At 65.4% G+C, this 25,606-nt stretch carries 10 protein-coding genes, 2 tRNA genes and 2 rRNA genes; 10 read left to right on the top strand and 4 right to left on the bottom strand.

The window, feature by feature from the left end:
- Window positions 1-206 precede the first annotated feature (206 nt).
- Entirely contained in the window at window positions 207-1,823 is a 1,617-nt protein-coding gene (locus ACTJJX_RS32060; RefSeq protein WP_004352964.1) for a methyl-accepting chemotaxis protein, read from the top strand.
- On the opposite strand, the gene chrA is transcribed toward ACTJJX_RS32060, so the two are convergent.
- Window positions 1,820-3,025, bottom strand: a complete 1,206-nt coding sequence (gene chrA, locus ACTJJX_RS32055; RefSeq protein WP_016852086.1) for a chromate efflux transporter — start codon at window positions 3,023-3,025, stop codon at window positions 1,820-1,822. The genes ACTJJX_RS32060 and chrA overlap by 4 nt on opposite strands.
- A gap of 54 nt (window positions 3,026-3,079) precedes the next feature.
- Window positions 3,080-3,883: an AraC family transcriptional regulator gene (locus tag ACTJJX_RS32050; protein ID WP_004364263.1), complete on the bottom strand. Its 804-nt coding sequence runs from the start codon at window positions 3,881-3,883 to the stop codon at window positions 3,080-3,082.
- 100 nt (window positions 3,884-3,983) lie between these two features.
- Between ACTJJX_RS32050 and ACTJJX_RS32045 the strand changes: the two genes are divergently transcribed.
- The 5 genes from ACTJJX_RS32045 (at window position 3,984) to recD (ending at window position 15,122) form a co-directional block, all read left to right on the top strand.
- Window positions 3,984-4,874, top strand: a complete 891-nt coding sequence (locus ACTJJX_RS32045; RefSeq protein WP_016852085.1) for a DMT family transporter — start codon at window positions 3,984-3,986, stop codon at window positions 4,872-4,874.
- A 112-nt stretch (window positions 4,875-4,986) separates the two neighbouring features.
- Complete coding sequence (locus ACTJJX_RS32040) at window positions 4,987-5,670, top strand: lipoate--protein ligase family protein (protein ID WP_003110110.1); 684 nt, start codon at window positions 4,987-4,989, stop codon at window positions 5,668-5,670.
- Between the two features lie 40 nt (window positions 5,671-5,710).
- Entirely contained in the window at window positions 5,711-9,226 is a 3,516-nt protein-coding gene (gene recC / locus ACTJJX_RS32035; protein WP_016852084.1) for an exodeoxyribonuclease V subunit gamma, read from the top strand.
- Complete coding sequence (gene recB, locus ACTJJX_RS32030) at window positions 9,223-12,960, top strand: exodeoxyribonuclease V subunit beta (RefSeq protein WP_016852083.1); 3,738 nt, start codon at window positions 9,223-9,225, stop codon at window positions 12,958-12,960. The genes recC and recB overlap by 4 nt, the downstream gene beginning before the upstream one ends.
- Window positions 12,957-15,122: an exodeoxyribonuclease V subunit alpha gene (gene recD / locus ACTJJX_RS32025; protein ID WP_003123252.1), complete on the top strand. Its 2,166-nt coding sequence runs from the start codon at window positions 12,957-12,959 to the stop codon at window positions 15,120-15,122. Before recB ends, recD begins: the two co-directional genes overlap by 4 nt.
- A 21-nt stretch (window positions 15,123-15,143) precedes the next feature.
- Here recD and ACTJJX_RS32020 read toward each other — a convergent pair whose 3' ends face one another.
- Together ACTJJX_RS32020 and ACTJJX_RS32015 are read right to left on the bottom strand one after the other, a co-directional pair.
- Window positions 15,144-18,779, bottom strand: a complete 3,636-nt coding sequence (locus ACTJJX_RS32020) for an AAA family ATPase (RefSeq protein WP_016852082.1) — start codon at window positions 18,777-18,779, stop codon at window positions 15,144-15,146.
- 8 nt (window positions 18,780-18,787) lie between these two features.
- Window positions 18,788-20,017, bottom strand: coding sequence for an exonuclease SbcCD subunit D C-terminal domain-containing protein (locus ACTJJX_RS32015; RefSeq protein WP_003107018.1), 1,230 nt, complete (start codon window positions 20,015-20,017; stop codon window positions 18,788-18,790).
- Window positions 20,018-20,688: 671 nt separating this feature from the next.
- Here ACTJJX_RS32015 and ACTJJX_RS32010 point away from each other — a divergent pair.
- From ACTJJX_RS32010 to ACTJJX_RS31995, 4 genes are all read left to right on the top strand, one after another.
- Window positions 20,689-22,224 (top strand): 16S ribosomal RNA (locus tag ACTJJX_RS32010).
- 64 nt (window positions 22,225-22,288) lie between these two features.
- Window positions 22,289-22,365: transfer RNA gene (locus ACTJJX_RS32005), tRNA-Ile, on the top strand.
- Window positions 22,366-22,393: 28 nt separating this feature from the next.
- Window positions 22,394-22,469, top strand: a tRNA-Ala gene (locus tag ACTJJX_RS32000).
- Between the two features lie 226 nt (window positions 22,470-22,695).
- Window positions 22,696-25,586, top strand: a 23S ribosomal RNA gene (locus ACTJJX_RS31995).
- Together the 16S and 23S rRNA genes with 2 tRNA genes alongside form the textbook arrangement of a ribosomal RNA operon.
- Window positions 25,587-25,606: the final 20 nt, after the last annotated feature.

Below are 25,606 nucleotides of genomic sequence, written 5' to 3'. Positions count from 1 at the left end.
CTGGCCGACGCGTCCGGGGTGTTCTCCGCCTTTCGTCGCGGCCTGCGCTAGTCGAATGCCAGCCATTGGCCATACCACTAAGGAACGATGGCGGCGCTTCCGGGGGCGGGCTACAAACCGGACTACAAGTCAAATAAAGAAGCCCCGCCGTCGCCCGTCCGACCCCAGGGTCATGACGCAACGCCCCGGAGGCCGGAGATTTACTCATGCAGCCCGCTCGTTCCCGCATCCTCTTCGTCTGCCTGTTGCAGAGCCTGGCCCTGGTTCTCCTGCTGGTCGGCGCCCGGCATGGCTGGCTGCCGCTGTACCTGGCCCTGCCGCTCGGCGTGGTGCTGCTCTGGTTGCCCTGGCTGCTTCCCGGCAACCGCACGGCGGTGGCGACCGTCGGCGAGCCCGACATCGCCCGGCTGGCTCGCGACCTGTCCCATAACACCAGCCAGAACGCCTTGTCGGCCGCCGGCGTGGCGTTCTCGGTGAAGCGCCTGGCGGAGAAGCTGCAATCCCAGCTCGACGCCGCCGAACAGATCGTCGGCAGCGCCGAAGTGATGATCCACACCGAGCGCGCCACCTCCAATCTGGCGCGCCAGGCCATGGACGCCGCCACCCGGGCGCGCGCCGGCAGCGACGAAGGCCAGGTGCTGCTGGCCTCGACCATCGAGCGCATGCATCGGCTCAGCGAGCGGATGGGCGCCAGCCGCGAGGCGATCGAGGCGCTGAACCAGCGCAGCGAGGACATCCAGCGGGTCACCCTGGTGATCCAGGGCATCGCCAGCCAGACCAACCTGCTGGCCCTCAACGCGGCCATCGAGGCGGCCCGCGCCGGCGAGCATGGGCGCGGCTTCGCGGTGGTTGCCGAAGAGGTGCGCGGCCTGGCCGGACGTACCGCCGAGGCCACCGAGGAAGTCGGCCAGATGGTCGCCGAGATCCAGCGCCAGACCAGCGAGGTGGTCGAGCAGATCCGCCAGCTTTCCGAAGAGTTGGGGGAAGGGGTCGGCCAGGTCGAGCTGACCGGTCGGCAACTGGAAGGCATTGCCGAACTGGCGGCCGGGGTGGAAAGCCAGATTACCGAGATCGCCCAGGGCGCCGAGATCAACCGCAGCCAACTCGCCAGCCTGTTCGCCGCGGTCGAGCAGGTGCGCGGCGACCTCAGCGCCAGCGAGGAACAGACCCTGCGCCTCGGCGAAGCTGCCAGCCAGTTGGAGAACCAGGCCGAGGTGATCAGCGAGCGCCTCGCCGAGGTCAGCCTGGACGCCTACCACCAGTCGGTCTACGACCTCGCCCGGGAGGGCGCGGCGGCTATCGCCGCTCGCTTCGAGGAGGACGTGCGCAGCGGGCGCATCGACCTCGACGACCTGTTCGACCGCAGCTACCAGCCGTTGCCCAATACCCAGCCGACCAAGTACCGGACCCGCTTCGACAGCTACACCGACCAGGTCCTGCCGGGCATCCAGGAGCAGTTGCTGGAGCGCAACCGCAACCTGGTGTTCGCCATCGCCTGTACCCCCGAAGGCTACGTGCCCACCCACAATCGCGCCTTCGCCCATCCGCCCAGCGGCGACCCGCAGACGGACGCGTTGCGCAGCCGCAGCAAGCGCCTGTTCAACGACCGCACCGGGATTCGCTGCGGCAGCCACCAGCAGCCGCTGTTGCTACAGACCTACACCCGTGACACCGGCGAGCTGATGCACGATCTTTCGGTGCCGATCTTCATCCACGGCAAGCACTGGGGCGGCCTGCGCCTCGGCTACCGGCCGGAGGGCGCGGAGCCGGGCAAGGCGGCCGCGCCGGCGGCGCAGGGGCTGAGCCTGGCCTTGAACGGCTAGCCGGCTGCGGCGATCAGGCCGCTGGCCACGGCGCAGGCGAGCACCACTTGCCAGGGCGGCGTCTTCCAGGCGAGCAGGGCCAGCAGGGCGAAGAGCAGCAGGGCGAAGTCGGCGGGGCGCAGGATGCCTTCGGTCCAGAGCGGCTGGTACAGCGCCGCCAGCAGCAGGCCGACCACCGCCGCGTTGACCCCGGCCAGCGTTGCCCGTACCCGCTGTTCGTGGCGCAGGCGTTCCCAGAATGGCAAGGCACCGGCGACCAGCAGGAACGACGGCAGGAAGATCGCCAGCAGGCACAGCAGCGCGCCGCTCCAGCCGTTCGGCGCCGGGCCCGAGGCTGCGCCGAGGAACGCGGCGAAGGTGAAGAGCGGGCCCGGCACCGCCTGGGCGGCCGCGTAGCCGGCGAGGAAGGTATCGCCGTCGACCCAGCCGTTGGGCACCACTTCCGCCTGTAGCAGCGGCAGCACCACATGGCCGCCGCCGAACACCAGCGAGCCGGCCCGGTAGAACGCATCGAGCAGGCGCAGCCAGTGTTCCGGCCAGAGGCGTGCGGCCAGCGGCAGGCAGACCAGCAGCACGGCGAACAGGGCGAGGAGCAGCAGCGCGCCGCGGTAGCCAATGGCGATCGGCAGCCGCTCGTGGCCTTCCCCGGCTTCCGTTTTCAACAGGGCGAGGCCGGCCAGGCCGGCACCGGCGATCACCGCGACCTGGGCCCAGGCAGTGGGCCAGGCCAGCACGCTCGCGCAGGACAGCGCCATCAGCGCCAGGCGCGGGCGATCCGGACACAGGCTGCGGCCCATGCCCCAGACCGCCTGGGCCACCACCGCCACCGCGGCGATCTTCAGGCCATGCAGCACGCCCTCGGGCAACAGCGTGCCCCAGCGTCCCAGGCCGAGAGCGAAGAGTACCAGCAGCAGCGCCGAGGGCAGGGTGAAACCGAGCCAGGCGGCGAGGGCGCCGGGGTAGCCGCAGCGGGCCAGGCCGAGGGCCATGCCGACCTGGCTGCTGGCGGGGCCGGGGAGGAACTGGCAGAGGGCGACCAGGTCGGCGTAGCTGCTTTCGCTCAGCCAGCCGCGGCGGCGGACGAACTCGTCGCGGAAATAGCCGAGGTGGGCGATGGGCCCGCCGAAGGCGCTGCAGCCCAGCTTGAGAAAGGCGAGGAACACCGCGAGGGCAGTGTCGGGATGGCGGCTGGCGGTTGGCATGCGAACTCCGGATGGCGGCTGCTGCGAGCATAGCCGCAACGCATGCACGGCGGGTTACAGCATCGGCATGTCCTGGGCGCGGCTGGCCAGGCGGTATTGTTCCGGCGTGGTGCCGGCCAGCCGGCGGAACATCGAGATGAACGCCGAGGGGCTGCTGTAGCCGAGGTCGAAGGCGATCTGCTGGATCCCCCTGCCGGCTTCCAGCGCCTCGATGGCCGCGAGGAAGCGCAGGCGTTGGCGCCATTCGCCGAAGGTCATGCCCAGTTCGCGCTGGCAGTGTCGGGCCAGGGTTCGCTCGGTGCTGTGCACCTGCTGCGCCCATTGCGCCAGCGAGCGGTTGTCGCCCGGCTCGGCCTGCAGTGCGTCGAGCACCTCGCGCAGCGCCGGGGTACGGCCGTAGGGCAGGTAGTCGTCGTGGGGCTGGGCGCATTCCAGCTGGTCCATGACGACCCGGGCCAGGCGCAGGTCCTGCGCCGAGGTCGGCAGGTTGACCCCGCGCTCGGCGAAGTCCGAGAGGATCGCCTTGAGGATCGCGCTGATCGCCAGGGTGCAGGGTGTCGCCGGCAGGCGTCGTGACAGCTCGGTGGAGAGGTACAGCGAGCGGTAGACGATGGCCTGGCTGTTGTAGCAGCTGTGCACCCGCTCCGGTGGTATCCATACCGCGTATTGCGGAGGCGAGAGGAAGCGCTGGCCGTCGATCTCCAGCTGCATCACGCCATGGGCTGCATAGTTGAGCTGGCCCCAGGCGTGGGTGTGCGGCGGCGAGTGGGTGTCGGCGCCGAACTCGTCATAGCGGAAATAGACGTCGAAAGACTGCCCCTGGAGATCGGGAAGGCGCAGCAGGGTGGTGGTCGACATGTCCGAACCTACGGGTGGTTTGTCTGGAATTCATTATACGTCTGTATTCGGACTGGCTCAGAATGCCCCTGTATTCCTTTTTCATAGTGCGGAACCTCCCATGCAATACCTGTTTCCCCTGCTGGCCGTGTTCATCTGGGCCGGCAACACCGTCGTCAGCAAGCTCGCCGTGGGGATCATCCAGCCCGCCGAGATCGGTTTCTTCCGCTGGCTGTTGGTCGGCCTGGCGCTGACGCCTTTCATGCTTGGCCCGGTGCTGCGCAACCGCCGCTACATCCTCGCCAACCTCGGCAAGTTCGTGGTCCTCGGCCTGCTCGGCATGGCCGTCTACCAGAGCCTGGCCTACTACGCGGCGGCGCTGACCAGCGCCACCAACATGGGCATCATCCTGTCGCTGATGCCCCTGATGTCGCTGGGCCTGGCCAGCAGCATCCTGGCCCACCGGCTGAACGCCGGGGCGCTGCTCGGCGCGCTGGTGTCGCTGGCCGGCGTGGTGCTGGTGATTTCCCAGGGCCATCTCGGCGCTTTGCTGGAGCATGGAGTGAACCTCGGCGACGCGATGATGATCGTCGCCACCCTGGCCTATGCGGTGTACAGCGTGCTGCTGAAGAAATGGAGCCTGAAGCTGCCGGCCATGCAACTGCTCTACCTGCAGGTGCTGGTGGCGATCCTCGCCCTGCTGCCGCTGTACCTGCTGTCGCCGCGCACCGGCCTGAACGCCGCCAACCTGCCGCTGGTGCTGTACGCCGCGCTGTTCGCCTCGATCGTCGCCGCGCTGGCCTGGATGCACGGTGTCGCCCGTCTCGGGCCGAGCCGGATGGCGCTGTTCTTCAACCTGCTGCCGATCATCACCGCCTGCATCGCCACCCTGGTGCTCGGCGAGCGCCTGACCGTCCATCACCTGGTCGGCGGCGCGCTGACCCTGGCCGGGGTCCTTCTGGCCGAGTTCTGGCAGCGCCGCCCGGCCCGCCTGCGCTCGGCAACCTGCTGATTTCCCGGCAACTTCCTCGCGATTACGGCGCACGGAGGCGCCGCTACTGGCTATCATAGGCAGCGCTCCCCGCGTGGGAGCCGAGCCGTGCCAGCCTGGAAGAGGAAGAATCGTGGTCGAAGTGTTTTCCGTGCAGGATGGGCTGGACGCCGAGCGCGCCCTGCTCGACGAGGTGTGTGGCGGTGCCCGCGAGCATGGCCTGTTGCTCTGGCAGCCCTGCGATCGGGCGCTGGTCATGCCGCGCCGGATGGAGCGCCTGGAAGGATTCGCGCCGGCCAGCGCAGCGGTCGCCGAACGCGGCTGGCCGGTGCTGCTGCGCGATACCGGCGGCGAGCCGGTGCCGCAATCGCCGGGCGTGCTGAACATCGCCCTGTCCTATGCGCTGGGGCCCGGCGACAACGAGCAGACCCGTATCGAAACCGCCTACCTGCGGCTGTGCCAGCCGATCTGCGACTGGCTCCGCGAGCGCGGCCTGGACGCCGGCGTGGGCGCCGTGGCCGGTTCCTTCTGCGACGGCCGCTACAATGTCACCCTGGATGGGCGCAAGCTCGCCGGGACCGCGCAACGCTGGCGGCGCAACGGCGCCGGCCGGCCGGTGGTGCTGGCGCACGCGGCGCTGCTGGTCGGCGCCGAGCGCGAGGAGATGGTCGAGGTGGTCAACACCTTCACCCGCCGTTGCGCCAGTGCCCCGGATTGCCAGGCGGACAGCCATCTCGGCCTGAGCGAGCGCTGGAGCGATTTCCGCATGGCCGACAGCCTCGAACTGGAACGACGCTTCGTCGCCGCCCGATCCTGACCTCTTTCGCCAGAGCCTTGCGCCAGGAATAGCCGTACCGATGCCAGAACCCTTGGGAACCACCGCCCTCACGCCTGGATTCATGATCGTCCACGGCAATCGCCTGGACGACCTGCGCGACCTCGCCGTTTCCTGGATGCGCCGCTATCCGCTGGCGCCGCTGGAAAGCGAGCGGGTCCTGGTGCACAGCAACGGCATCGCCCAATGGTTGAAGCTGGCATTGGCCGAAGATCCCCGCGAGGACGGTGGCGGCGGTGGCGGCATCGCCGCGGCGCTGGAGGTGCAGTTGCCGGCGCAGTTCCTCTGGCAGGCCTATCGCGCGGTGCTGGGCCGCGAAAGCATTCCCGAGGTTTCCGAATTGGACAAGGCGCCGCTGACCTGGCGCCTGATGCGTCTGCTTCCCGGATTGCTGGAGCGTCCCGAGTTCCGCACCCTGCAACGTTTCCTCGCCGACGATGCCGACCTGCGCAAGCGTCATCAACTGGCCGAGCGCCTGGCCGACCTGTTCGACCAGTACCAGGTCTATCGCGGCGACTGGCTCGACGACTGGAGCCAGGGCCGCGACCAGTTGCGCACGGCGAACGGGCAGGCGCGCCCGCTCGGTGCCGACGAGCGCTGGCAGGCCGAATTGTGGCGCGCGCTGCTCGCCGACGTCGGTGCCGATAGCCTGGCCCGCAGCCGCTCCGGCGTGCACCGGCGCTTCATCGAGGCGCTGCGCTTCGCCAGCGCGGCGCCGCGCGCGTTGCCGCGACGAGTAGTGGTGTTCGGGATTTCCTCGATGCCGGCGCAGACCCTCGAGGCGCTGGCCGCCCTGGCCAGGTTCAGCCAGGTGCTGCTCTGCGTGCACAACCCCTGTCGCCACCACTGGGCCGACATCGTCGCCGACAAGGACCTGTTGCGCCACGAGTACCGCCGCCAGCAGCGCCGCGCCGGCGTCCCCGCCGACCTCGACGAGGACCGCCAGCACCAGCATGCCCAGCCGTTGCTGGCGGCCTGGGGCAAGCAGGGCCGCGACTACATCAACCTGCTCGACAGCTACGACGACCCGGACAGCTATCGGAATCTGTTCGGCGAGGTCAACGGCGGGCGCATCGACCTGTTCAGCGAGGAGGCCCCGCACGGGCTGCTCGGCCAGTTGCAGGACGATATCCTCGAACTGCGCCCGTTGGCGGAAACCCGCGAGCACTGGCCGCCGGTGGCGCCGCGGAGCGACGCCTCGATCCGCTTCCATGTGGCCCACAGCGCGCAGCGCGAAGTGGAGATCCTCCACGACCAGTTGCTCGCCCGCTTCAACGCCGATCCGAGCCTGAAGCCGCGCGACGTGATCGTCATGGTCCCCGACATCAACGCCTACGCGCCGCACATCGAGGCGGTGTTCGGCCAGGTGCCGCGCGACGACCAGCGCTTCATTCCCTATACCCTGGCCGACCAGGGACAGCGCGGTCGCGAGCCGCTGCTGATCGCCCTGGAGCACCTGCTGAAACTGCCCGACAGCCGTTTCGCCGTGAGCGAGATCCTCGACCTGCTGGACGTCCCGGCATTGCGCCGGCGTTTCGGCGTCGACGAGGCCGACCTGGCGACCCTGCACCGCTGGATCGAAGGCGCCGGCGTGCGCTGGGGGCTGGATGCCGCGCAGCGCGAGCGTCTCGGCCTGCCAGCGGGACTGGAGGGCAACAGTTGGCGCTTCGGTCTGCGGCGCATGCTGCTCGGCTACGCGGTCGGCGAAGGCGCGGCCCTGCAAGGCATCCAGCCCTACGATGAGGTCGGTGGCCTGGACGCCGCCCTGGCAGGCCCGCTGGCTGTGCTGCTGGAGCGCCTCGAGGTGGCCTACGCCGAGCTGGCCGAACCGGCCACCCCGGCGCAGTGGGGCGAGCGCCTGCAAGCCCTGCTCACGGTGTTCTTCGAGGCCCACGACGAGCGCGACGAACTGCTCCTCACCCAGCTCCTGCAACTGCTCGAGCGCTGGCAGGAACACTGCGCCTGTGCGGCCTTCGCCGAGCCGCTGCCGATCAGCGTGATACGCGAGGCCTGGCTCGGCGGCCTGGACCAGGGCGGCCTGAACCAGCGCTTCCTGGCTGGCGCGGTGAGTTTCTGCACGTTGATGCCGATGCGCGCGATCCCGTTCCGGCTGGTCTGCCTGCTTGGCATGAACGATGGCGACTACCCCCGCCAGCAGTCGCCGCTGGATTTCGACCTGATGCGCAACGACTACCGCCCCGGCGACCGCTCGCGGCGCGAGGACGACCGCTACCTGCTGCTCGAGGCGCTGCTCTCGGCGCGCGAGCAGCTCTACGTGAGCTGGGTGGGGCGGAGTATCCGCGACAATGGCGAGCGGCCGCCCTCGGTGCTGATCGGCCAGTTGCGCGATCACCTGGCGGCCGGCTGGCGTCTGGACCCGGACGGCGACGGCGAGGCGCTGCTGCGTGCCCTGACCCAGGAGCATCCGCTGCAGCCGTTCAGCCGTCGGTATTTTCACGATGCGCCGGAGCAGGGCGTCGATGGCCTGTTCACCTACGCCCGCGAGTGGCGCGAGGTCCATAGCGAGGACGACATCGCCGTTCCCGACGCCGAAGCGTCCCTGCCGCCGCTTGAACTGGAGGGCGCACTGGGGCTGCGAGCGCTGGCGGAGTTCCTCGCCAACCCGGTGAATGCGTTCTTCCAGCAGCGGCTCAAGGTGCGTTTCGACGACGAGCAATTGACCGGCAACGACGAAGAACCTTTCGAACTGGACGCGCTGGACAACTGGAAGCTGCAATTCGAGCTGACCGAACGCATGAAGCGCTGGGTCGAGCGGGACTGGGATGCCGAGGGCCTGCCGGCGCAGTTGCAGGCCCAGGTCGAGCGACTGCGGCGACAGGGTCGCCTGCCGCTGGCGGCGTTCGGCGAGTTCTCCGCGCGCCATTTGCTGCAACCGCTGCCCGACCTGCTCTGGCGCTACCGCCAGGAAATCGAGCGCTGGCCGGAGGCGGTCGAGCAGCAGCAGGAGTTGCGCCATCGCCATCCGTCCGGGCTGGAGCTGGAGGACTGGCTCGGCGGCTTGCGTCGCGACGCTTCCGGGCGCCTGGCGCGCCTGCAGTTGCTCAGCGGCAAGCTCCATGAAGGGCGCGGCTTCAAGTGGCACAGCCTGGTGCGCCACTGGTTGCAGCACCTCGCCCTGCAACGTCTCGGCCAGCCGGTGAGCAGCGTGCTGGTGAGCCAGACCGGCACCCTGGAGATTCCGCCGTTGCCGAGCGAGCGTGCCGGCGAGTACCTCGACCAGTTGATCGACGCCTGGCGCCAGGGCATGCGCCAGCCGTTGCCGGTGGCCTGCCGGACCGCTTTCGCCTGGCTCGCCAGTGGTGGCGCCGCAGAGCCCGAGAAAGCCATGCGCGAGGCGCGCAAGCGCTACGAGGGAGGGTTCGGCATGGGGGGCGAGGTGGACGCCTCGCCGACGCTGGCTCGGGTCTATCCGGACTTCGACAGGCTGCTCGCCAGCGGTGAGTTCGCGCACTGGGCCGAGCAGCTCTACGCGCCGCTGCTGGCTGCCCTGGGACGTGGCGCGGAGGAGCAGGCATGAGCCAGCAGCAGATGCCCGTGGCCCTCGATCCGCTGGACTTCCCGTTGCACGGCAGCCGCCTGATCGAGGCCAGCGCCGGTACCGGCAAGACGTTCACCATCGCCCTGCTATACGTACGCCTGGTCCTCGACCATGGCGGCGAGAACGCTTTCGGCCGGCCGCTGAGCCCGCCGGAAATCCTCGTGGTGACCTTCACCGATGCGGCGACCCAGGAACTCCGCGAGCGTATCCGCAGCCGCCTGGGCGAAGCGGCGCGTTGTTTCGCCGAGCCGCAGGAGCGCCACGACGGCCTGCTGGTCGCGTTGCGCCAGCAGTATCCCGCCGAGCGCTGGCCGGGCTGCGCGCGCCTGCTGCGCCTGGCCGCGGAGTGGATGGACGAGGCCGCGGTATCGACCATCCACAGTTGGTGCTACCGGATGCTGCGCGAGCACGCCTTCGACAGCGGCAGCCTGTTCACCCAGAACCTGGAAACCGACCAGAGCGAATTGCTCGCCGAAGTGGTACGGGACTACTGGCGGCGTAACTTCTACGGCCTGACGGCTCCGGCGGCGCAAGCCGTGGCCAGTTGCTACAGCGGGCCGGAGGCGCTGGGCAAGGCCTTGCAGCCGCTGCTGGCGCGGCAGGACGCCGACTTCCGCTACGCCGACCAGGCGCTGAGTGCGCCCGAGTCACTGACAGCCTTGCTGGAGCAGGGCGGCGACTGGTATCGCCAGCTCGACCAACTGGACGCGCAGGCCCGCGCCGCCTGGCGCGCAGCGCGCGTCGAACTGGAAGCGCTGCTGCGCGACCTGCGTCCCTACCTGAACGGCAACAGCTATCGCGGCAAGGACAGCGACGAGACCTTCGACGCCTGGCTGCAAGCGTTGGCGGACTGGAGCGAGGGCGGCGAGCAGCCGGCCAACCTCGGCAAGTTCGGCCAGACCCGGATCAAGCTCACCGCCAAGCGCGTGGCGCCCAAGCATGCCGCGCTAAGGGCCATCGACGCCTGGGCCGCGCATCAGGAAGAGCGTCCCGATCTCGCTCCCCACCTGTTGTTGCACGCGTTGGGCGAAGTCGGGCACGAACTGGAGATCGAGAAGCAGCGGCGTGCCGAGATCGGCTTCGACGACCTGCTCAGCCGCCTCGACCGCGCCTTGCAGGGGCCTGGTGGCGAGCGCCTGGCGCAATTGATCCGCGAGCAGTTCCCGGTGGCGCTGATCGACGAGTTCCAGGATACCGACCCGGTGCAGTACCGGATCTTCGAGCGCATCTACCGGATCGCCGCCGATCCCGACGAGCCCCAGGCGCGGGAAACCGGCCTGTTCATGATCGGCGACCCCAAGCAGGCGATCTACGCCTTCCGCGGTGCCGACATCCATACCTACCTGCGCGCCCGCGAGGCCACTCGCGGGCGGCATTACACCCTTGGCAAGAACTTCCGCTCGACCGCCGCTATGGTGGCGGCCGCCAACCGCTGCTTCGCCTTCGCCGAAGAGCATCCGCGCGGCGCCTTCCGTTTCGCCCGCGAGGGGCTGGAAAACCCGGTGCCGTTCCATGCGGTGGACGCCCAGGGGCGCGCCGAACGTTTGTTGATCGACGGTGCCGAGGCGCCAGCGATGACGTTCTGGAACCTTGATGTCGAAGCCGGCGTGCTCGGCTCCGCGGCGTATCGCCAGGAAATGGCCGAGCGCAGCGCCAGCGCCATCCGCCGCTGGCTGAGCCTGGCCGACCTGGGCCGCGCCGGCTTCGCCGACGAGCAGGGCGGCTGGCGGGCGTTGCGCCCGGCGGATATCGCCATCCTCGTCCGCGGTCGCGCCGAGGCCGAGGCGATCCGCAGCGCGTTGGCGGCGCGACGACTGGCCAGCGTCTACCTGTCCGACCGCGACTCGGTGTTCGACAGCCAGGAGGCCATCGACCTGCTGCACTGGCTGCGCGCCTGCGCCGATCCCGGTGCCGATACGCTGCTGCGGGTCGCCCTGGCTACCCGCAGCCTGCACCTGGACTGGGCGACCCTGGAACGATTGAACCAGGACGAACTGTTCTGGGAACGGATGGTCCTGCGCTTCCGCGACTATCGCCGGTCCTGGCAGGCCCAGGGCGTATTGCCGATGCTGCGGCGCCTGCTCGCCGACTTCGAACTGCCGGCGCGCCTGCTGCGGCATGCCGATGGCGAGCGCAGCCTGACCAACCTGCTGCACCTGGCCGAGTGGCTGCAGCGCGCGGCGGTGGAGCTGGACGGTGAGCACGCGCTGATCCGCCATCTGGCCGAGCAGGTGCAGAGTCCGGGGAGCGAAGAGATCCTCCGCCTGGAAAGCGACGCCGACCTGATCAAGGTGGTGACCATCCACAAGTCCAAGGGGCTGGAATACCCCTTGGTGCTGCTGCCCTTCATCTGCAGCTGGAGGGAGCTGGACGGCAACAGCGGCGCGCCGGCGAGTTTCCACGAGGATGGCGCTGCAGGGCGGGTCATCGAGCTGGCGCGGCGCAAGGAGCAGGCTGCGCGGGCCTACGAGCAGGCCAACGACGAGCGCCTCGGCGAAGACATGCGCCTGCTCTACGTGGCCCTGACCCGCGCCCGCCATTCGGTGTGGCTGGGCATCGCGCCGCTGGTGGCGAGCAACAGCAAGTCGCCGGAGTTGCACAAGGGGGCCCTGGGCTACCTGCTTGCCGGCGGCGCGACCATCGGCAGCGATGGCCTCGGACAATGCCTCGCCGCGTTGCGCGGCGAGTGCCGGGAGATTGTCGTCGAGCCGGCCCCCGAGGCGGACGCCGAACGCTATGTCGCAGGGCGCGGCCAGGGCCTTGGGCAGGCCCGCGAAACCCGCCGCAGCAGCCGCGAGAAGTGGTGGGTCGCCAGCTATTCCGGCCTGCAATTGCAGGCCTCCGCCGGGCTGGACGATGACGAGGTGTTGGAGAGCGACGAATCGCAGGAGCCGATCAGCGCCGAGGAAGCCACCTTCCACGAAGAAGGCCGTTCCGCCGAACAGCCGCCGGTCGCGCACGCCAGCGAGATGCGCGACGACCTGCATCGCTTCCCGCGCGGACCGGCTCCCGGCACCTTCCTCCACGGGCTGCTCGAATGGGCCGGCCGCGAAGGCTTCGAGGTGGCGCGCGCCGATGCCCAGCGGCGCCGCGAACTGGTCGCGCGACGCTGCGATCTGCGTGGCTGGAAGGACTGGGCCGAACCGCTCGACCTGTGGCTGGAGCAGTATCTCGCCGAACCGCTGCGCTGGCCCGGTGGCGAAACCAGCCTGGCCGGGCTGGTCGCCTACCAGGTGGAAATGGAGTTCTGGTTCGCCACCCACCAGGTCCAGGCCGAGGCGATCGACGCCCTGGTCCGGCGCCATACCCTCGGCGGCGCGGCGCGTCCGGCGCTGGCGCCGACCCTGCTGAACGGCATGTTCAAGGGCTTCGTCGACCTGGTCTTCGAGCACCAGGGGCGTTTCTACGTGGCCGACTACAAGTCCAACTGGCTGGGCGCCGACGACGGCGCCTACAGCCCGGAAGCGATGACCGCCGCGGTGCTGGAGAACCGTTATGACCTGCAGTACGTGTTGTACCTGCTGGCCCTGCACCGGCAGTTGAAGGCGCGCCTGCCCGACTACGACTACGACCGCCACATGGGCGGCGCCGTGTACCTGTTCCTCCGCGGCGCCCGCGCGGCGACCCAGGGCCTGCACTTCGAGCGCCCGCCGCGGGAACTGATCGAACGCCTGGACGCGCTGTTCAGCGGCCAGCCGGGAGCCGAGCGATGAATCCGACCCTCAAGCAACTGGCCGGCGAAGTCCGCGATGGCCGCGACGACCAGGTAGCGCAACCGCTGGCGGCACGCCACGACCTGCTGCGCCAGCTCGACCTGTGGGTGGCGCGCGGCTGGCTACGGGCGCTGGACCGGGCGTTCGTCGCCTTCCTCGTCGAGTTGCAGCCGCAGGCCGATCCCCGGGTGCTGCTGGCGGCGGCGCTGACCAGCCACCAACTGGGCCACGGTCACGTCTGCCTGGACCTGGAGGCGACCCTCGGCGCGCCCGACGCGGCACTGTCGCTGCCGCCGGAAGGCGACGAAGGCCGCGATGTGCTGTTGCCGTCGCAACTGCTGCACGGCGTGCGCCTCGACGCCTGGCGCGAGGCCCTGGCGGCGTCACCGCTGGTGGAGGTGGTCGACGAGCGCCCAGGCGATCCCGAGCCGAGCGAGACGGCGACCTCGCCGCTGGTGCTTTGCGCCCAGCGTCTCTACCTGCGTCGTTATTGGCGGCACGAGTTGGAGATCGCCCTGGCCCTGCGCGAGCGCCTGGGTCGGCAGGCGCCCCTGGCCGCAGACCTGGCGCCGCGCCTGGCCGCGCTGTTCGCGCAGGCGCCTACGGAAGACGGCCAGCGCGTCACCGACTGGCAGAAGCTGGCCTGCGCCCTGGCGGCCCGCGGCTATTTCAGCCTGATCACCGGCGGTCCCGGTACCGGCAAGACCACCACCGTGGTGCGCCTGCTCGGTCTGCTCCAGGCACCGGCGGTAGCCGCCGGCCAGCCGCTGCGCATCCGCCTCGCGGCGCCCACCGGCAAGGCCGCGGCGCGTCTCTCCGAATCCATCGGCCAGCAGGTCCGGGCCCTGCCGCTGGCGGAAGACGTGTTGCAGGCGATCCCCGCCGAGGTCACTACCCTGCACCGTCTGCTTGGCAGCCGTCCGGATACCCGGCACTTCCGCCACCACCGGGACAACCCTTTGGCGCTGGACGTGCTGGTGGTGGATGAGGCCTCGATGATCGACCTGGAAATGATGGCCAGCCTGCTCGATGCGCTACCGCCGCAGGCGCGCCTGATCCTGCTCGGCGACAAGGACCAGTTGGCCTCGGTAGAGGCCGGCGCGGTGCTCGGCGATCTCTGCCGGGATGCCGAGGAGGGCTGGTACAGCGCCGAGACCCGCGCCTGGTTGCAGCGGGTCAGCGGCGAAACCTGGCAGGGCTTGCGCGAAGGTTCGGCGCAGGCGCATCCGCTGGCGCAACAGACCGTCATGCTGCGGCATTCCCGGCGCTTCGGCGCGAGCAGCGGGATCGGGCGCCTGGCGCGGTTGGTCAACCGGCAACAGGCCGGCGACGCGCGCGCGCTGCTGGACAGTCCGCCCGCCGACCTCTTCGACCTGCGCCTGCGCGGGGAGCGCGATGCAGCCTTCGCCCGGCTGTTCGTCGACGGTCATCCGCAGGCGCCGGGCACGCCGTACGGCTACCGGCACTACCTGCAACGCCTGGCCGAGGGCCGCCCGGCCGCCGGACTGGCGCTGGAGGATGGCGCCTGGGAGCGCTGGGCGCAGTCGGTACTGACGGCTTTCGACGCCTTCCGCCTGCTCTGCGCGCTGCGCCGCGGCCCATGGGGCGTGGAAGGACTGAACCAGCGGGTAGCGGCAGAACTGCTGCGCCTTGGCCTGATCGAGGCCGATCACGGCTGGTACGAGGGGCGGCCGGTACTGGTGACGCGCAACGACTACAGCCTGGGGCTGATGAACGGCGATATCGGCATCGCCCTGCGCCTGCCCGAGCGCAACGACGACGGCAGCCTGCGCTTCGCGCTGCGCGTGGCCTTCCCGCGCAACGACGGTAGCGGCGGCGTGCGCTTCGTCCTGCCGAGCCGCCTGGTCGAGGTGGACACCGTGTTCGCCATGACCGTGCACAAGTCGCAGGGTTCGGAGTTCGCCCATACCGCGCTGGTCCTGCCGGACGCGCTGAACCCGGTGCTGACCAAGGAGCTGGTGTACACCGGTATCACCCGCGCCCGCGACTGGTTCAGCCTGGTGGAAAGCCTGCCCGGGGTGTTCGAGGAAGCAGTGCGGCGCAAGGTGCGCCGGCTCAGCGGGCTGATGCTGCATCTGCGGCCGGAAAGGGAAGAGCAGCCGCCGCATGCTCCGGGTGAACAGACCGAGCTGCCGTTCTGACGTGCCGCCTGGGCGGTCGGCTCAGCCGACCACCTTCAGGCTGCTCATGCCGTTGCCCTCGCGCTGGACCCGCACCTGGACCGGGATCCGTTCGTGCATTTCCTGGACGTGGGAAATCACCGCCACCTTGCGCCCCTGGGCCTGCAGGTTGTCCAGGGCATCCATCGCCAGTTGCAGGGATTCCGGGTCGAGGCTGCCGAAGCCTTCGTCGATGAACAGCGACTCGATGCGCAGCTTGCTCGATGCCATCGAGGCCAGGCCGAGCGCCAGGGCCAGGGAAATCAGGAAGGTCTCGCCGCCGGAGAGCGAATACACCGAGCGCAGTTCGTCGCCCATCTCGGTGTCCACCACCAGCAGGCCCAGTTCGCTGCCGCCGCGCTGCAGGCGGTAGCGCCGCGCCAACTGGCGCAACTGCACGTTGCTGTGCTGCACCAGCAGGTCGAGGTTGTAGCCCTGGGCGATGCGGCGGAACTTGTCGCCGCTGGACGAACCGATCAGTTCGTTCAGGCGGCCCCATCTGCGGAACTCGGCGCGGGCTCGCTCCAGTTCGGCAAGCAGCGCCTGGCTCTGCTCGCGGCGCTGGTTGTCGGCCTGCAACTGGCTGTAGGTATCCAGGTAGGCCTGTTCGCTGGCGGCCAGGCGTTCGCGCTGTTGCCGCAGGTTGTCTTCCAGCGCCTCGCGGTCGGTTTCCGGCCGCTGCCGGCGATGCTGGAGCAGTTGCGCCTGGCGCTCTGCTTCCAGCGTCTGCTGGCGGGTGATCTCCTCTTGCAGTCGCTGCAATTGCTCCCGCCATTGCGTCGCCTGTTCCTCGGAAAGGCCGAGCAGGGCGTCGAGGCGGCTGTCGTCGAGGTTGTCCTGGCGTTCGCGCCAGGCCTGCCAGTCGGCCTGAAGGCGCTGGAACTCATCCTGTTGGCGCTGCCGTTGCTGCTGCAGGTGTTCCAGGGCTTCGGCGAGTCGCAGTTGTTCCTCGCGCAGCGAATCCAGGGGCGCCTGGAGCGTCTCGACGGCGCTCTGCGCCGCTTGCGCGGCGTGCTCCAGCGATAGCTGCCAGTCCTGGGCGCAGGCGTGCTGGCCCAGGTGAGCGCCGAGGCGTCCGTTCAGTTCGGCGAGTTCCGCCTGGGCCCTTTCCTCTGCCTGACGGGCTTCGTTGCGTTGCTCGTCGCTTTGCTTCAGTTGCCAGCTCGATTCATCGCAGCGCTGCTTGAGCTCCTGCAGACGCTGTTCGATTTGCTGAAGCCGCGCCTGTTGCTGCCGGCGTTGCTCGATGGACTCGCCGAGTGCCTGGAAAGTCCGCAGCGGATCTGCCTGCCAGCGCTGCCAGTGCTCGTCGGAGAGCAATGGACGCAATTGCTGGCTGTCCTCCTCGACCTGCTGCTGCAAATGTTCGTAGCGCTGCCGTTGTTCCGTCAGCGCCTGCTGGCGCTGTTGCAGGATCGTCTCGGCGGCCCGCAGTTCCTGCTGCAATTGCTGGGTCTGGCGCTGGCGGGCGATCAGCCGGTCGAAGTCTCGTTGGCACTGCTGGCGCTGCCCTGCCAGGTCGTCCAGGCGTTGTGCCAGCCACTCCAACTGCGCGGACGGCTGCAGGAGTCGCAGTTCTTCCGGCAGCGTCCATTGGTCCAGTTGCCGATCGAGCGCGGCCAGTTGGCCAGTCAGTTCCTGCTGCTCCTGGCGACTCTGGTTGAGTCTTTCCCGCTGGCTGGAATAGCCCTCGCGCAGACCGACCAGGGTCTGTCGCAGCCGCTCGAGGGACTGCTCGGCGCGGACCTGCTCCTGGTCGTCGTGTTCACCGAGGGCGGCGAGCAGTTGCTCGGAATGGTGATAGGGATGCTCCTGGCTGCCGCAGACCGGACAGGCCTCGCCGTCCACCAGGCCGGCGCGCAGTTGCTCGACGCTGGCGCTGCGGGCCAGACGTTGGCGCTGGAGCAACTCGCGGGTGACCTGCAGGGCCTGCTCCGCCGCCTTCACCTCCTCGGCGCATTGGCTGCCTTGTCGTTTCAGGTCGAGCAATGCCTGCTCCTGCTCGACCATACGCTGGTCGAGTTCGCCCAGGCGTCGAGCCAGGCCGGTGCGTTGGTCGAGGGCCTGTTGCCATTCCTTGTGGAGCGCTTGTTGTCGTTCCAGGCTATCAGTCTGCCGGCGCAATTCGTCCAGGCGTGCCGCCAGGTCGTCCGGCTCGCTGCCATGGAGGGCGGTCCATTGCGCCTGCAAGCGTTCGAGCGGTTCCCCAGCCTGGGCCAGGGATTTTTCCAGCTCGGGGAGCTGCGCCTGGCTTTCGAGCGCGCGCTGGCGACGTTGCACGAAGGCGGCGAGCTGGCCCTGGTGGGTCGCCCAGGCGTCGCCGAGCGCGGCGAGAGCCTGGCTGTCGCGCAATGCCGCCTGCAGTTGCGCCTGTTCCGCGACATGGCGCTGCTGCTCCATATCCAGTTGCCGAGCGGCGTCGCTTTGCTGGGCGTGGCGCTGGTTCGATTGCCGATGGAGTTCCTGTCGCTCGGCCAGCGTTCGCTCCAGGCGCCTGGCCTCGCTCTCCAGCTGGAAAGCCTCGCGCAACGGCGCCTGGGCCTGACGCAGATGGTTGTCGGCCTGGGCCTGGCGCTCGCGCGCCTCCTGCAAGCGGGCCTGCAATCCTTGCAAGCGCTCGGCACCCGCGGCTTGCTGCTCGGTGCGCTGCCGCTGCTGCTGCTCGGAGTGCCGGAGTTCCTGCTCGAGTTGCTTCAGGCGTTCGATCAGACCGCGAACCGGAGCCAGGCGCTCCAGCCATTGCAGGGTTTCCCGCTCCGTCGCCAGGGCGTCCCAGGCCTGCCTGGCCTCGGCCAGTTGACCTTGTGCGTGCTCGCAGGATTGCAGCAGCCGCTGCTCCTCGGTGAACCATTGTTGCTGGCCTTCCAGACGTTGCAGTGCCTGTTGCTCCTGGAGACGCGCCTGGGCGTGGGATTCCAGCGCCGCCTCGAGCCCGGCCCGGGCCTGCTCGGCCAGGGGCAGGCTGCCTTCCAGGCGTTGCTCGAGTTGCTTGCGCTGCTCGTCGGCCTGGCTGGCGCGCTGATAGGCGGCTTTGCTCAATTGGCTGTACAGGCCGGTGTCGGTGAGTTTCTCCAGCAATGCGCCGCGGTCGTTGTCGCTGGCCTTGAGGAAGGCGCTGAATTCGCTCTGGGCCAGCAGCACGGCGCGAGTGAACTGGGCGAAATTGAGGCCGAGCTTCTGCTCCAGCTGTTCGCGGAACTCGCTTTTCTTGTTCGCTGCCAGCATTTGCTGGGTCTCCAGGTCCTGGAGGCTCTGCTGGCTCTTTTGCAAGGCGCCGTCCGCCTTGTCCCGGGAGCGCCGGGTTTCCCAGCGGGCGCGATAGCGGTGGCCGTCGATGCCGACGAAATCCACTTCGGCGTAGCCGCTGGCGCAACCGCGGCGCAGCAGGTTGCGTTCGTCGTTGCTGGACAGCTCGTTCCGGCCATCGGGAACCTTGCTGCTGGCCGAAGTGCTTTCCAGCCGCGGCGTGCTGCCGAACAGGGCCAGGCACAGGGCGTCCAGCACGGTGCTCTTGCCGGCGCCGGTCGGACCGGTGATGGCGAACAGGCCGGCGCTGGACAGCGGTTCGCGGGTGAAGTCGATTTCCTGCTCGCCAGCGAGGGAGGCGAGGTTCTTCAGGCGGATGGCGAGAATCTTCATGGAACGGCTTATTTCCCCGGGGGCTCTTCGGTGGCCAGTTCGACGCTTTGCAGCAGGCTGGCGAAGTCATCCAGCGCCTGCGCATCCGGGCCGGAGCCATAGGCGCTTTCCCAGGCGCGGCTGAACAGTTCCTGGGGGTTGAGTTGGTCGAGCCCGAGCAGCGGCGCCTGCTCTTCGTCGCGGCGCTGGTACTCGCTGGCGATGCGCACCAGACGGCAAGCCTTGCCCAGCAGGGCGCTCTCGACCTGCTGGCGCAGGTCCGGTTGCGGCTGATCCAGCATGACGCGGACTTCCAGCCAGGGCCGCTGTTCGTTCAGCAGGTCGGCCTCGGCCAGTTCGCCGATTCGATCGAGCACCTCGCCAAGAGGCGCGGGGCCGATGCGCAACAGTTCCACCGCGCGTGGCACCGGAAGACTCTGTACATCCTTCAGGCGCTCACCTTCCAGGGTGACGAGGAGGACCTGGTGGCGATAGTTCACTTCGGCGAAGGACAGCGGCAGCGGCGAGCCGCTATAGCGAATGCGCTCCTGTCCGGCGACTTTCTGTGGCTTGTGCAGATGACCGAGGGCTACGTAGGCGATCTGCTCCGGAAACAGGCTGGCGGGCAGCGCTTCGACGTTGCCGATGATCAGGTTTCGCTCGGAGTCTTCGGAAACCGAGCCGCCGGCCATGTGTGCGTGGCTGACGGCGACCAGTGCCTGTCCCGGCGTGCGACGGGCGTGCGCGGCGGCAACCAGGCGTTCGTGCACCTGGCGGATACCGGCCAGGTAATCGTCGCCGAGCCCGCCTCCGGTGACTTCGGCGGGACGCAGGAAGGGCAGGGCCAGGCACCAGGCGGCGACCTGGCCATCCGCGTCGTGCAGGGGCAGCAGCAGGCGATCGCTATCGAGGCTTTCGTCTATCCAGCCGATCCGGCCGATGGCATGGGCGTTCAGTCGTTTCATCAGCGGAGCGGGCAGTTCGATGCGCGCGCCGGAGTCGTGGTTGCCTGCGATCATCACGATCTCCAGCCGCGGCAGCCGCCGATGGGCGCTGACGATGAAGTCGTAGAGGCGCTCCTGGGCTTTGAGCGGTGGATTGATCGTGTCGAAGATATCGCCCGCGATCAGCAGGACATCGGCGCGCTGCTCTTCCAGCTGGCGCAGCAGCCAGTCGAGGAAGCGCGCATGCTCATGATCGCGGTCCTGGCCGTGCAGGGTCTGGCCCAGGTGCCAGTCGGAGGTATGTATGAGGCGCATGGAACACTCGTCGAAAGCGGCGGAGCCGTGGCTCGCATTCCTTATATGAGGCAACAGAAGGAGAGGGCGGGGCAAGCCAGCCTATAAAGGAGGAATGGGGCGTCCTCTGGGCTTCCTGACCTTTGGGTTAAAAAGTTTCAAATAAGTGTTGACGCCAGTTTCTATCTCCCTATAATGCGCACCACTCCCGGCGACGACGAAGAGTAAATGCTTGAAAATCAAGGATTTACGGATTCTCTCCCAGGGGTGGTGAAGCGCTCCGGCAGGTTGTCCGCCGCAGCGGTTCGGTCCCGAAAGGGGTTCGAAACGAAGCTTCACCGAGGTGCTTGACAGCGAATTTGAACGCTGTAGAATGCGCCTCCCGCTGATCGGAAGATGGTTTGAAGGTCGGCGCAAGCGGTTGAGTAGAAAAGAAAATTTTCGAAAATAACGCTTGACGGAACGAGAGGTTGCTGTAGAATGCGCGGCCTCGGTTGAGACGAAAGCCTTGACCAACTGCTCTTTAACAAGTCGAATCAAGCAATTCGTGTGGGTGCTTGTGATGTAAGACTGGTGATCGCAAGATTATCAGCAACGCAAGTAACACTCGTGAATTCGAGAGTTTTATCTCTTTTTAAGAGAATGCGATTGCTGAGCCAAGTTTAGGGTTTTCTCAAAACCCAAGCAGTATTGAACTGAAGAGTTTGATCATGGCTCAGATTGAACGCTGGCGGCAGGCCTAACACATGCAAGTCGAGCGGATGAAGGGAGCTTGCTCCTGGATTCAGCGGCGGACGGGTGAGTAATGCCTAGGAATCTGCCTGGTAGTGGGGGATAACGTCCGGAAACGGGCGCTAATACCGCATACGTCCTGAGGGAGAAAGTGGGGGATCTTCGGACCTCACGCTATCAGATGAGCCTAGGTCGGATTAGCTAGTTGGTGGGGTAAAGGCCTACCAAGGCGACGATCCGTAACTGGTCTGAGAGGATGATCAGTCACACTGGAACTGAGACACGGTCCAGACTCCTACGGGAGGCAGCAGTGGGGAATATTGGACAATGGGCGAAAGCCTGATCCAGCCATGCCGCGTGTGTGAAGAAGGTCTTCGGATTGTAAAGCACTTTAAGTTGGGAGGAAGGGCAGTAAGTTAATACCTTGCTGTTTTGACGTTACCAACAGAATAAGCACCGGCTAACTTCGTGCCAGCAGCCGCGGTAATACGAAGGGTGCAAGCGTTAATCGGAATTACTGGGCGTAAAGCGCGCGTAGGTGGTTCAGCAAGTTGGATGTGAAATCCCCGGGCTCAACCTGGGAACTGCATCCAAAACTACTGAGCTAGAGTACGGTAGAGGGTGGTGGAATTTCCTGTGTAGCGGTGAAATGCGTAGATATAGGAAGGAACACCAGTGGCGAAGGCGACCACCTGGACTGATACTGACACTGAGGTGCGAAAGCGTGGGGAGCAAACAGGATTAGATACCCTGGTAGTCCACGCCGTAAACGATGTCGACTAGCCGTTGGGATCCTTGAGATCTTAGTGGCGCAGCTAACGCGATAAGTCGACCGCCTGGGGAGTACGGCCGCAAGGTTAAAACTCAAATGAATTGACGGGGGCCCGCACAAGCGGTGGAGCATGTGGTTTAATTCGAAGCAACGCGAAGAACCTTACCTGGCCTTGACATGCTGAGAACTTTCCAGAGATGGATTGGTGCCTTCGGGAACTCAGACACAGGTGCTGCATGGCTGTCGTCAGCTCGTGTCGTGAGATGTTGGGTTAAGTCCCGTAACGAGCGCAACCCTTGTCCTTAGTTACCAGCACCTCGGGTGGGCACTCTAAGGAGACTGCCGGTGACAAACCGGAGGAAGGTGGGGATGACGTCAAGTCATCATGGCCCTTACGGCCAGGGCTACACACGTGCTACAATGGTCGGTACAAAGGGTTGCCAAGCCGCGAGGTGGAGCTAATCCCATAAAACCGATCGTAGTCCGGATCGCAGTCTGCAACTCGACTGCGTGAAGTCGGAATCGCTAGTAATCGTGAATCAGAATGTCACGGTGAATACGTTCCCGGGCCTTGTACACACCGCCCGTCACACCATGGGAGTGGGTTGCTCCAGAAGTAGCTAGTCTAACCGCAAGGGGGACGGTTACCACGGAGTGATTCATGACTGGGGTGAAGTCGTAACAAGGTAGCCGTAGGGGAACCTGCGGCTGGATCACCTCCTTAATCGAAGATCTCAGCTTCTTCATAAGCTCCCACACGAATTGCTTGATTCACTGGTTAGACGATTGGGTCTGTAGCTCAGTTGGTTAGAGCGCACCCCTGATAAGGGTGAGGTCGGCAGTTCGAATCTGCCCAGACCCACCAATTGTTGGTGTGCTGCGTGATCCGATACGGGGCCATAGCTCAGCTGGGAGAGCGCCTGCTTTGCACGCAGGAGGTCAGGAGTTCGATCCTCCTTGGCTCCACCATCTAAAACAATCGTCGAAAGCTCAGAAATGAATGTTCGTGAATGAACATTGATTTCTGGTCTTTGCACCAGAACTGTTCTTTAAAAATTCGGGTATGTGATAGAAGTAAGACTGAATGATCTCTTTCACTGGTGATCATTCAAGTCAAGGTAAAATTTGCGAGTTCAAGCGCGAATTTTCGGCGAATGTCGTCTTCACAGTATAACCAGATTGCTTGGGGTTATATGGTCAAGTGAAGAAGCGCATACGGTGGATGCCTTGGCAGTCAGAGGCGATGAAAGACGTGGTAGCCTGCGAAAAGCTTCGGGGAGTCGGCAAACAGACTTTGATCCGGAGATCTCTGAATGGGGGAACCCACCTAGGATAACCTAGGTATCTTGTACTGAATCCATAGGTGCAAGAGGCGAACCAGGGGAACTGAAACATCTAAGTACCCTGAGGAAAAGAAATCAACCGAGATTCCCTTAGTAGTGGCGAGCGAACGGGGATTAGCCCTTAAGCTTCATTGATTTTAGCGGAACGCTCTGGAAAGTGCGGCCATAGTGGGTGATAGCCCCGTACGCGAAAGGATCTTTGAAGTGAAATCGAGTAGGACGGAGCACGAGAAACTTTGTCTGAACATGGGGGGACCATCCTCCAAGGCTAAATACTACTGACTGACCGATAGTGAACCAGTACCGTGAGGGAAAGGCGAAAAGAACCCCGGAGAGGGGAGTGAAATAGAACCTGAAACCGTATGCGTACAAGCAGTGGGAGCCTACTTGTTAGGTGACTGCGTACCTTTTGTATAATGGGTCAGCGACTTATATTCAGTGGCAAGCTTAACCGTATAGGGTAGGCGTAGCGAAAGCGAGTCTTAATAGGGCGTTTAGTCGCTGGGTATAGACCCGAAACCGGGCGATCTATCCATGAGCAGGTTGAAGGTTAGGTAACACTGACTGGAGGACCGAACCCACTCCCGTTGAAAAGGTAGGGGATGACTTGTGGATCGGAGTGAAAGGCTAATCAAGCTCGGAGATAGCTGGTTCTCCTCGAAAGCTATTTAGGTAGCGCCTCATGTATCACTCTGGGGGGTAGAGCACTGTTTCGGCTAGGGGGTCATCCCGACTTACCAAACCGATGCAAACTCCGAATACCCAGAAGTGCCGAGCATGGGAGACACACGGCGGGTGCTAACGTCCGTCGTGAAAAGGGAAACAACCCAGACCGCCAGCTAAGGTCCCAAAGTTGTGGTTAAGTGGTAAACGATGTGGGAAGGCTTAGACAGCTAGGAGGTTGGCTTAGAAGCAGCCATCCTTTAAAGAAAGCGTAATAGCTCACTAGTCGAGTCGGCCTGCGCGGAAGATGTAACGGGGCTCAAACCACACACCGAAGCTGCGGGTGTCACGCAAGTGACGCGGTAGAGGAGCGTTCTGTAAGCCTGTGAAGGTGAGTTGAGAAGCTTGCTGGAGGTATCAGAAGTGCGAATGCTGACATGAGTAACGACAATGGGTGTGAAAAACACCCACGCCGAAAGACCAAGGGTTCCTGCGCAACGTTAATCGACGCAGGGTTAGTCGGTTCCTAAGGCGAGGCTGAAAAGCGTAGTCGATGGGAAACAGGTTAATATTCCTGTACTTCTGGTTACTGCGATGGAGGGACGGAGAAGGCTAGGCCAGCTTGGCGTTGGTTGTCCAAGTTTAAGGTGGTAGGCTGAAATCTTAGGTAAATCCGGGGTTTCAAGGCCGAGAGCTGATGACGAGTCGTCTTTTAGATGACGAAGTGGTTGATGCCATGCTTCCAAGAAAAGCTTCTAAGCTTCAGGTAACCAGGAACCGTACCCCAAACCGACACAGGTGGTCGGGTAGAGAATACCAAGGCGCTTGAGAGAACTCGGGTGAAGGAACTAGGCAAAATGGCACCGTAACTTCGGGAGAAGGTGCGCCGGCTAGGGTGAAGGATTTACTCCGTAAGCTCTGGCTGGTCGAAGATACCAGGCCGCTGCGACTGTTTATTAAAAACACAGCACTCTGCAAACACGAAAGTGGACGTATAGGGTGTGACGCCTGCCCGGTGCCGGAAGGTTAATTGATGGGGTTAGCGCAAGCGAAGCTCTTGATCGAAGCCCCGGTAAACGGCGGCCGTAACTATAACGGTCCTAAGGTAGCGAAATTCCTTGTCGGGTAAGTTCCGACCTGCACGAATGGCGTAACGATGGCGGCGCTGTCTCCACCCGAGACTCAGTGAAATTGAAATCGCTGTGAAGATGCAGTGTATCCGCGGCTAGACGGAAAGACCCCGTGAACCTTTACTGTAGCTTTGCACTGGACTTTGAGCCTGCTTGTGTAGGATAGGTGGGAGGCTTTGAAGCGTGGACGCCAGTTCGCGTGGAGCCATCCTTGAAATACCACCCTGGCATGCTTGAGGTTCTAACTCTGGTCCGTGATCCGGATCGAGGACAGTGTATGGTGGGCAGTTTGACTGGGGCGGTCTCCTCCTAAAGAGTAACGGAGGAGTACGAAGGTGCGCTCAGACCGGTCGGAAATCGGTCGCAGAGTATAAAGGCAAAAGCGCGCTTGACTGCGAGACAGACACGTCGAGCAGGTACGAAAGTAGGTCTTAGTGATCCGGTGGTTCTGTATGGAAGGGCCATCGCTCAACGGATAAAAGGTACTCCGGGGATAACAGGCTGATACCGCCCAAGAGTTCATATCGACGGCGGTGTTTGGCACCTCGATGTCGGCTCATCACATCCTGGGGCTGAAGCCGGTCCCAAGGGTATGGCTGTTCGCCATTTAAAGTGGTACGCGAGCTGGGTTTAGAACGTCGTGAGACAGTTCGGTCCCTATCTGCCGTGGACGTTTGAGATTTGAGAGGGGCTGCTCCTAGTACGAGAGGACCGGAGTGGACGAACCTCTGGTGTTCCGGTTGTCACGCCAGTGGCATTGCCGGGTAGCTATGTTCGGAAAAGATAACCGCTGAAAGCATCTAAGCGGGAAACTTGCCTCAAGATGAGATCTCACTGGGAACTTGATTCCCCTGAAGGGCCGTCGAAGACTACGACGTTGATAGGCTGGGTGTGTAAGCGTTGTGAGGCGTTGAGCTAACCAGTACTAATTGCCCGTGAGGCTTGACCATATAACACCCAAACAATCTGA

Source organism: Pseudomonas sp. 22490, assembly GCF_052044465.1.
Classification (GTDB): domain Bacteria; phylum Pseudomonadota; class Gammaproteobacteria; order Pseudomonadales; family Pseudomonadaceae; genus Pseudomonas; species Pseudomonas aeruginosa.
The sequence above is the reverse complement of the archived record's forward strand: the minus strand, read 5'-3'. Positions and strand labels throughout refer to the sequence as shown.

Excerpts from the sequence above, each read along its gene's own strand:
- recD (WP_003123252.1), top strand. The coding sequence starts at position 12,957 with ATGAATCCGACCCTCAAGCAACTGGCCGGCGAAGTCCGCGATGGCCGC.
- ACTJJX_RS32050 (WP_004364263.1), bottom strand. The coding sequence starts at position 3,883 with ATGTCGACCACCACCCTGCTGCGCCTTCCCGATCTCCAGGGGCAGTCT.
- ACTJJX_RS32015 (WP_003107018.1), bottom strand. The coding sequence starts at position 20,017 with ATGCGCCTCATACATACCTCCGACTGGCACCTGGGCCAGACCCTGCAC.
- chrA (WP_016852086.1), bottom strand. The coding sequence starts at position 3,025 with ATGCCAACCGCCAGCCGCCATCCCGACACTGCCCTCGCGGTGTTCCTC.
- recB (WP_016852083.1), top strand. The coding sequence starts at position 9,223 with ATGAGCCAGCAGCAGATGCCCGTGGCCCTCGATCCGCTGGACTTCCCG.
- recC (WP_016852084.1), top strand. The coding sequence starts at position 5,711 with ATGCCAGAACCCTTGGGAACCACCGCCCTCACGCCTGGATTCATGATC.
- ACTJJX_RS32060 (WP_004352964.1), top strand. The coding sequence starts at position 207 with ATGCAGCCCGCTCGTTCCCGCATCCTCTTCGTCTGCCTGTTGCAGAGC.
- ACTJJX_RS32020 (WP_016852082.1), bottom strand. The coding sequence starts at position 18,779 with ATGAAGATTCTCGCCATCCGCCTGAAGAACCTCGCCTCCCTCGCTGGC.
- ACTJJX_RS32045 (WP_016852085.1), top strand. The coding sequence starts at position 3,984 with ATGCAATACCTGTTTCCCCTGCTGGCCGTGTTCATCTGGGCCGGCAAC.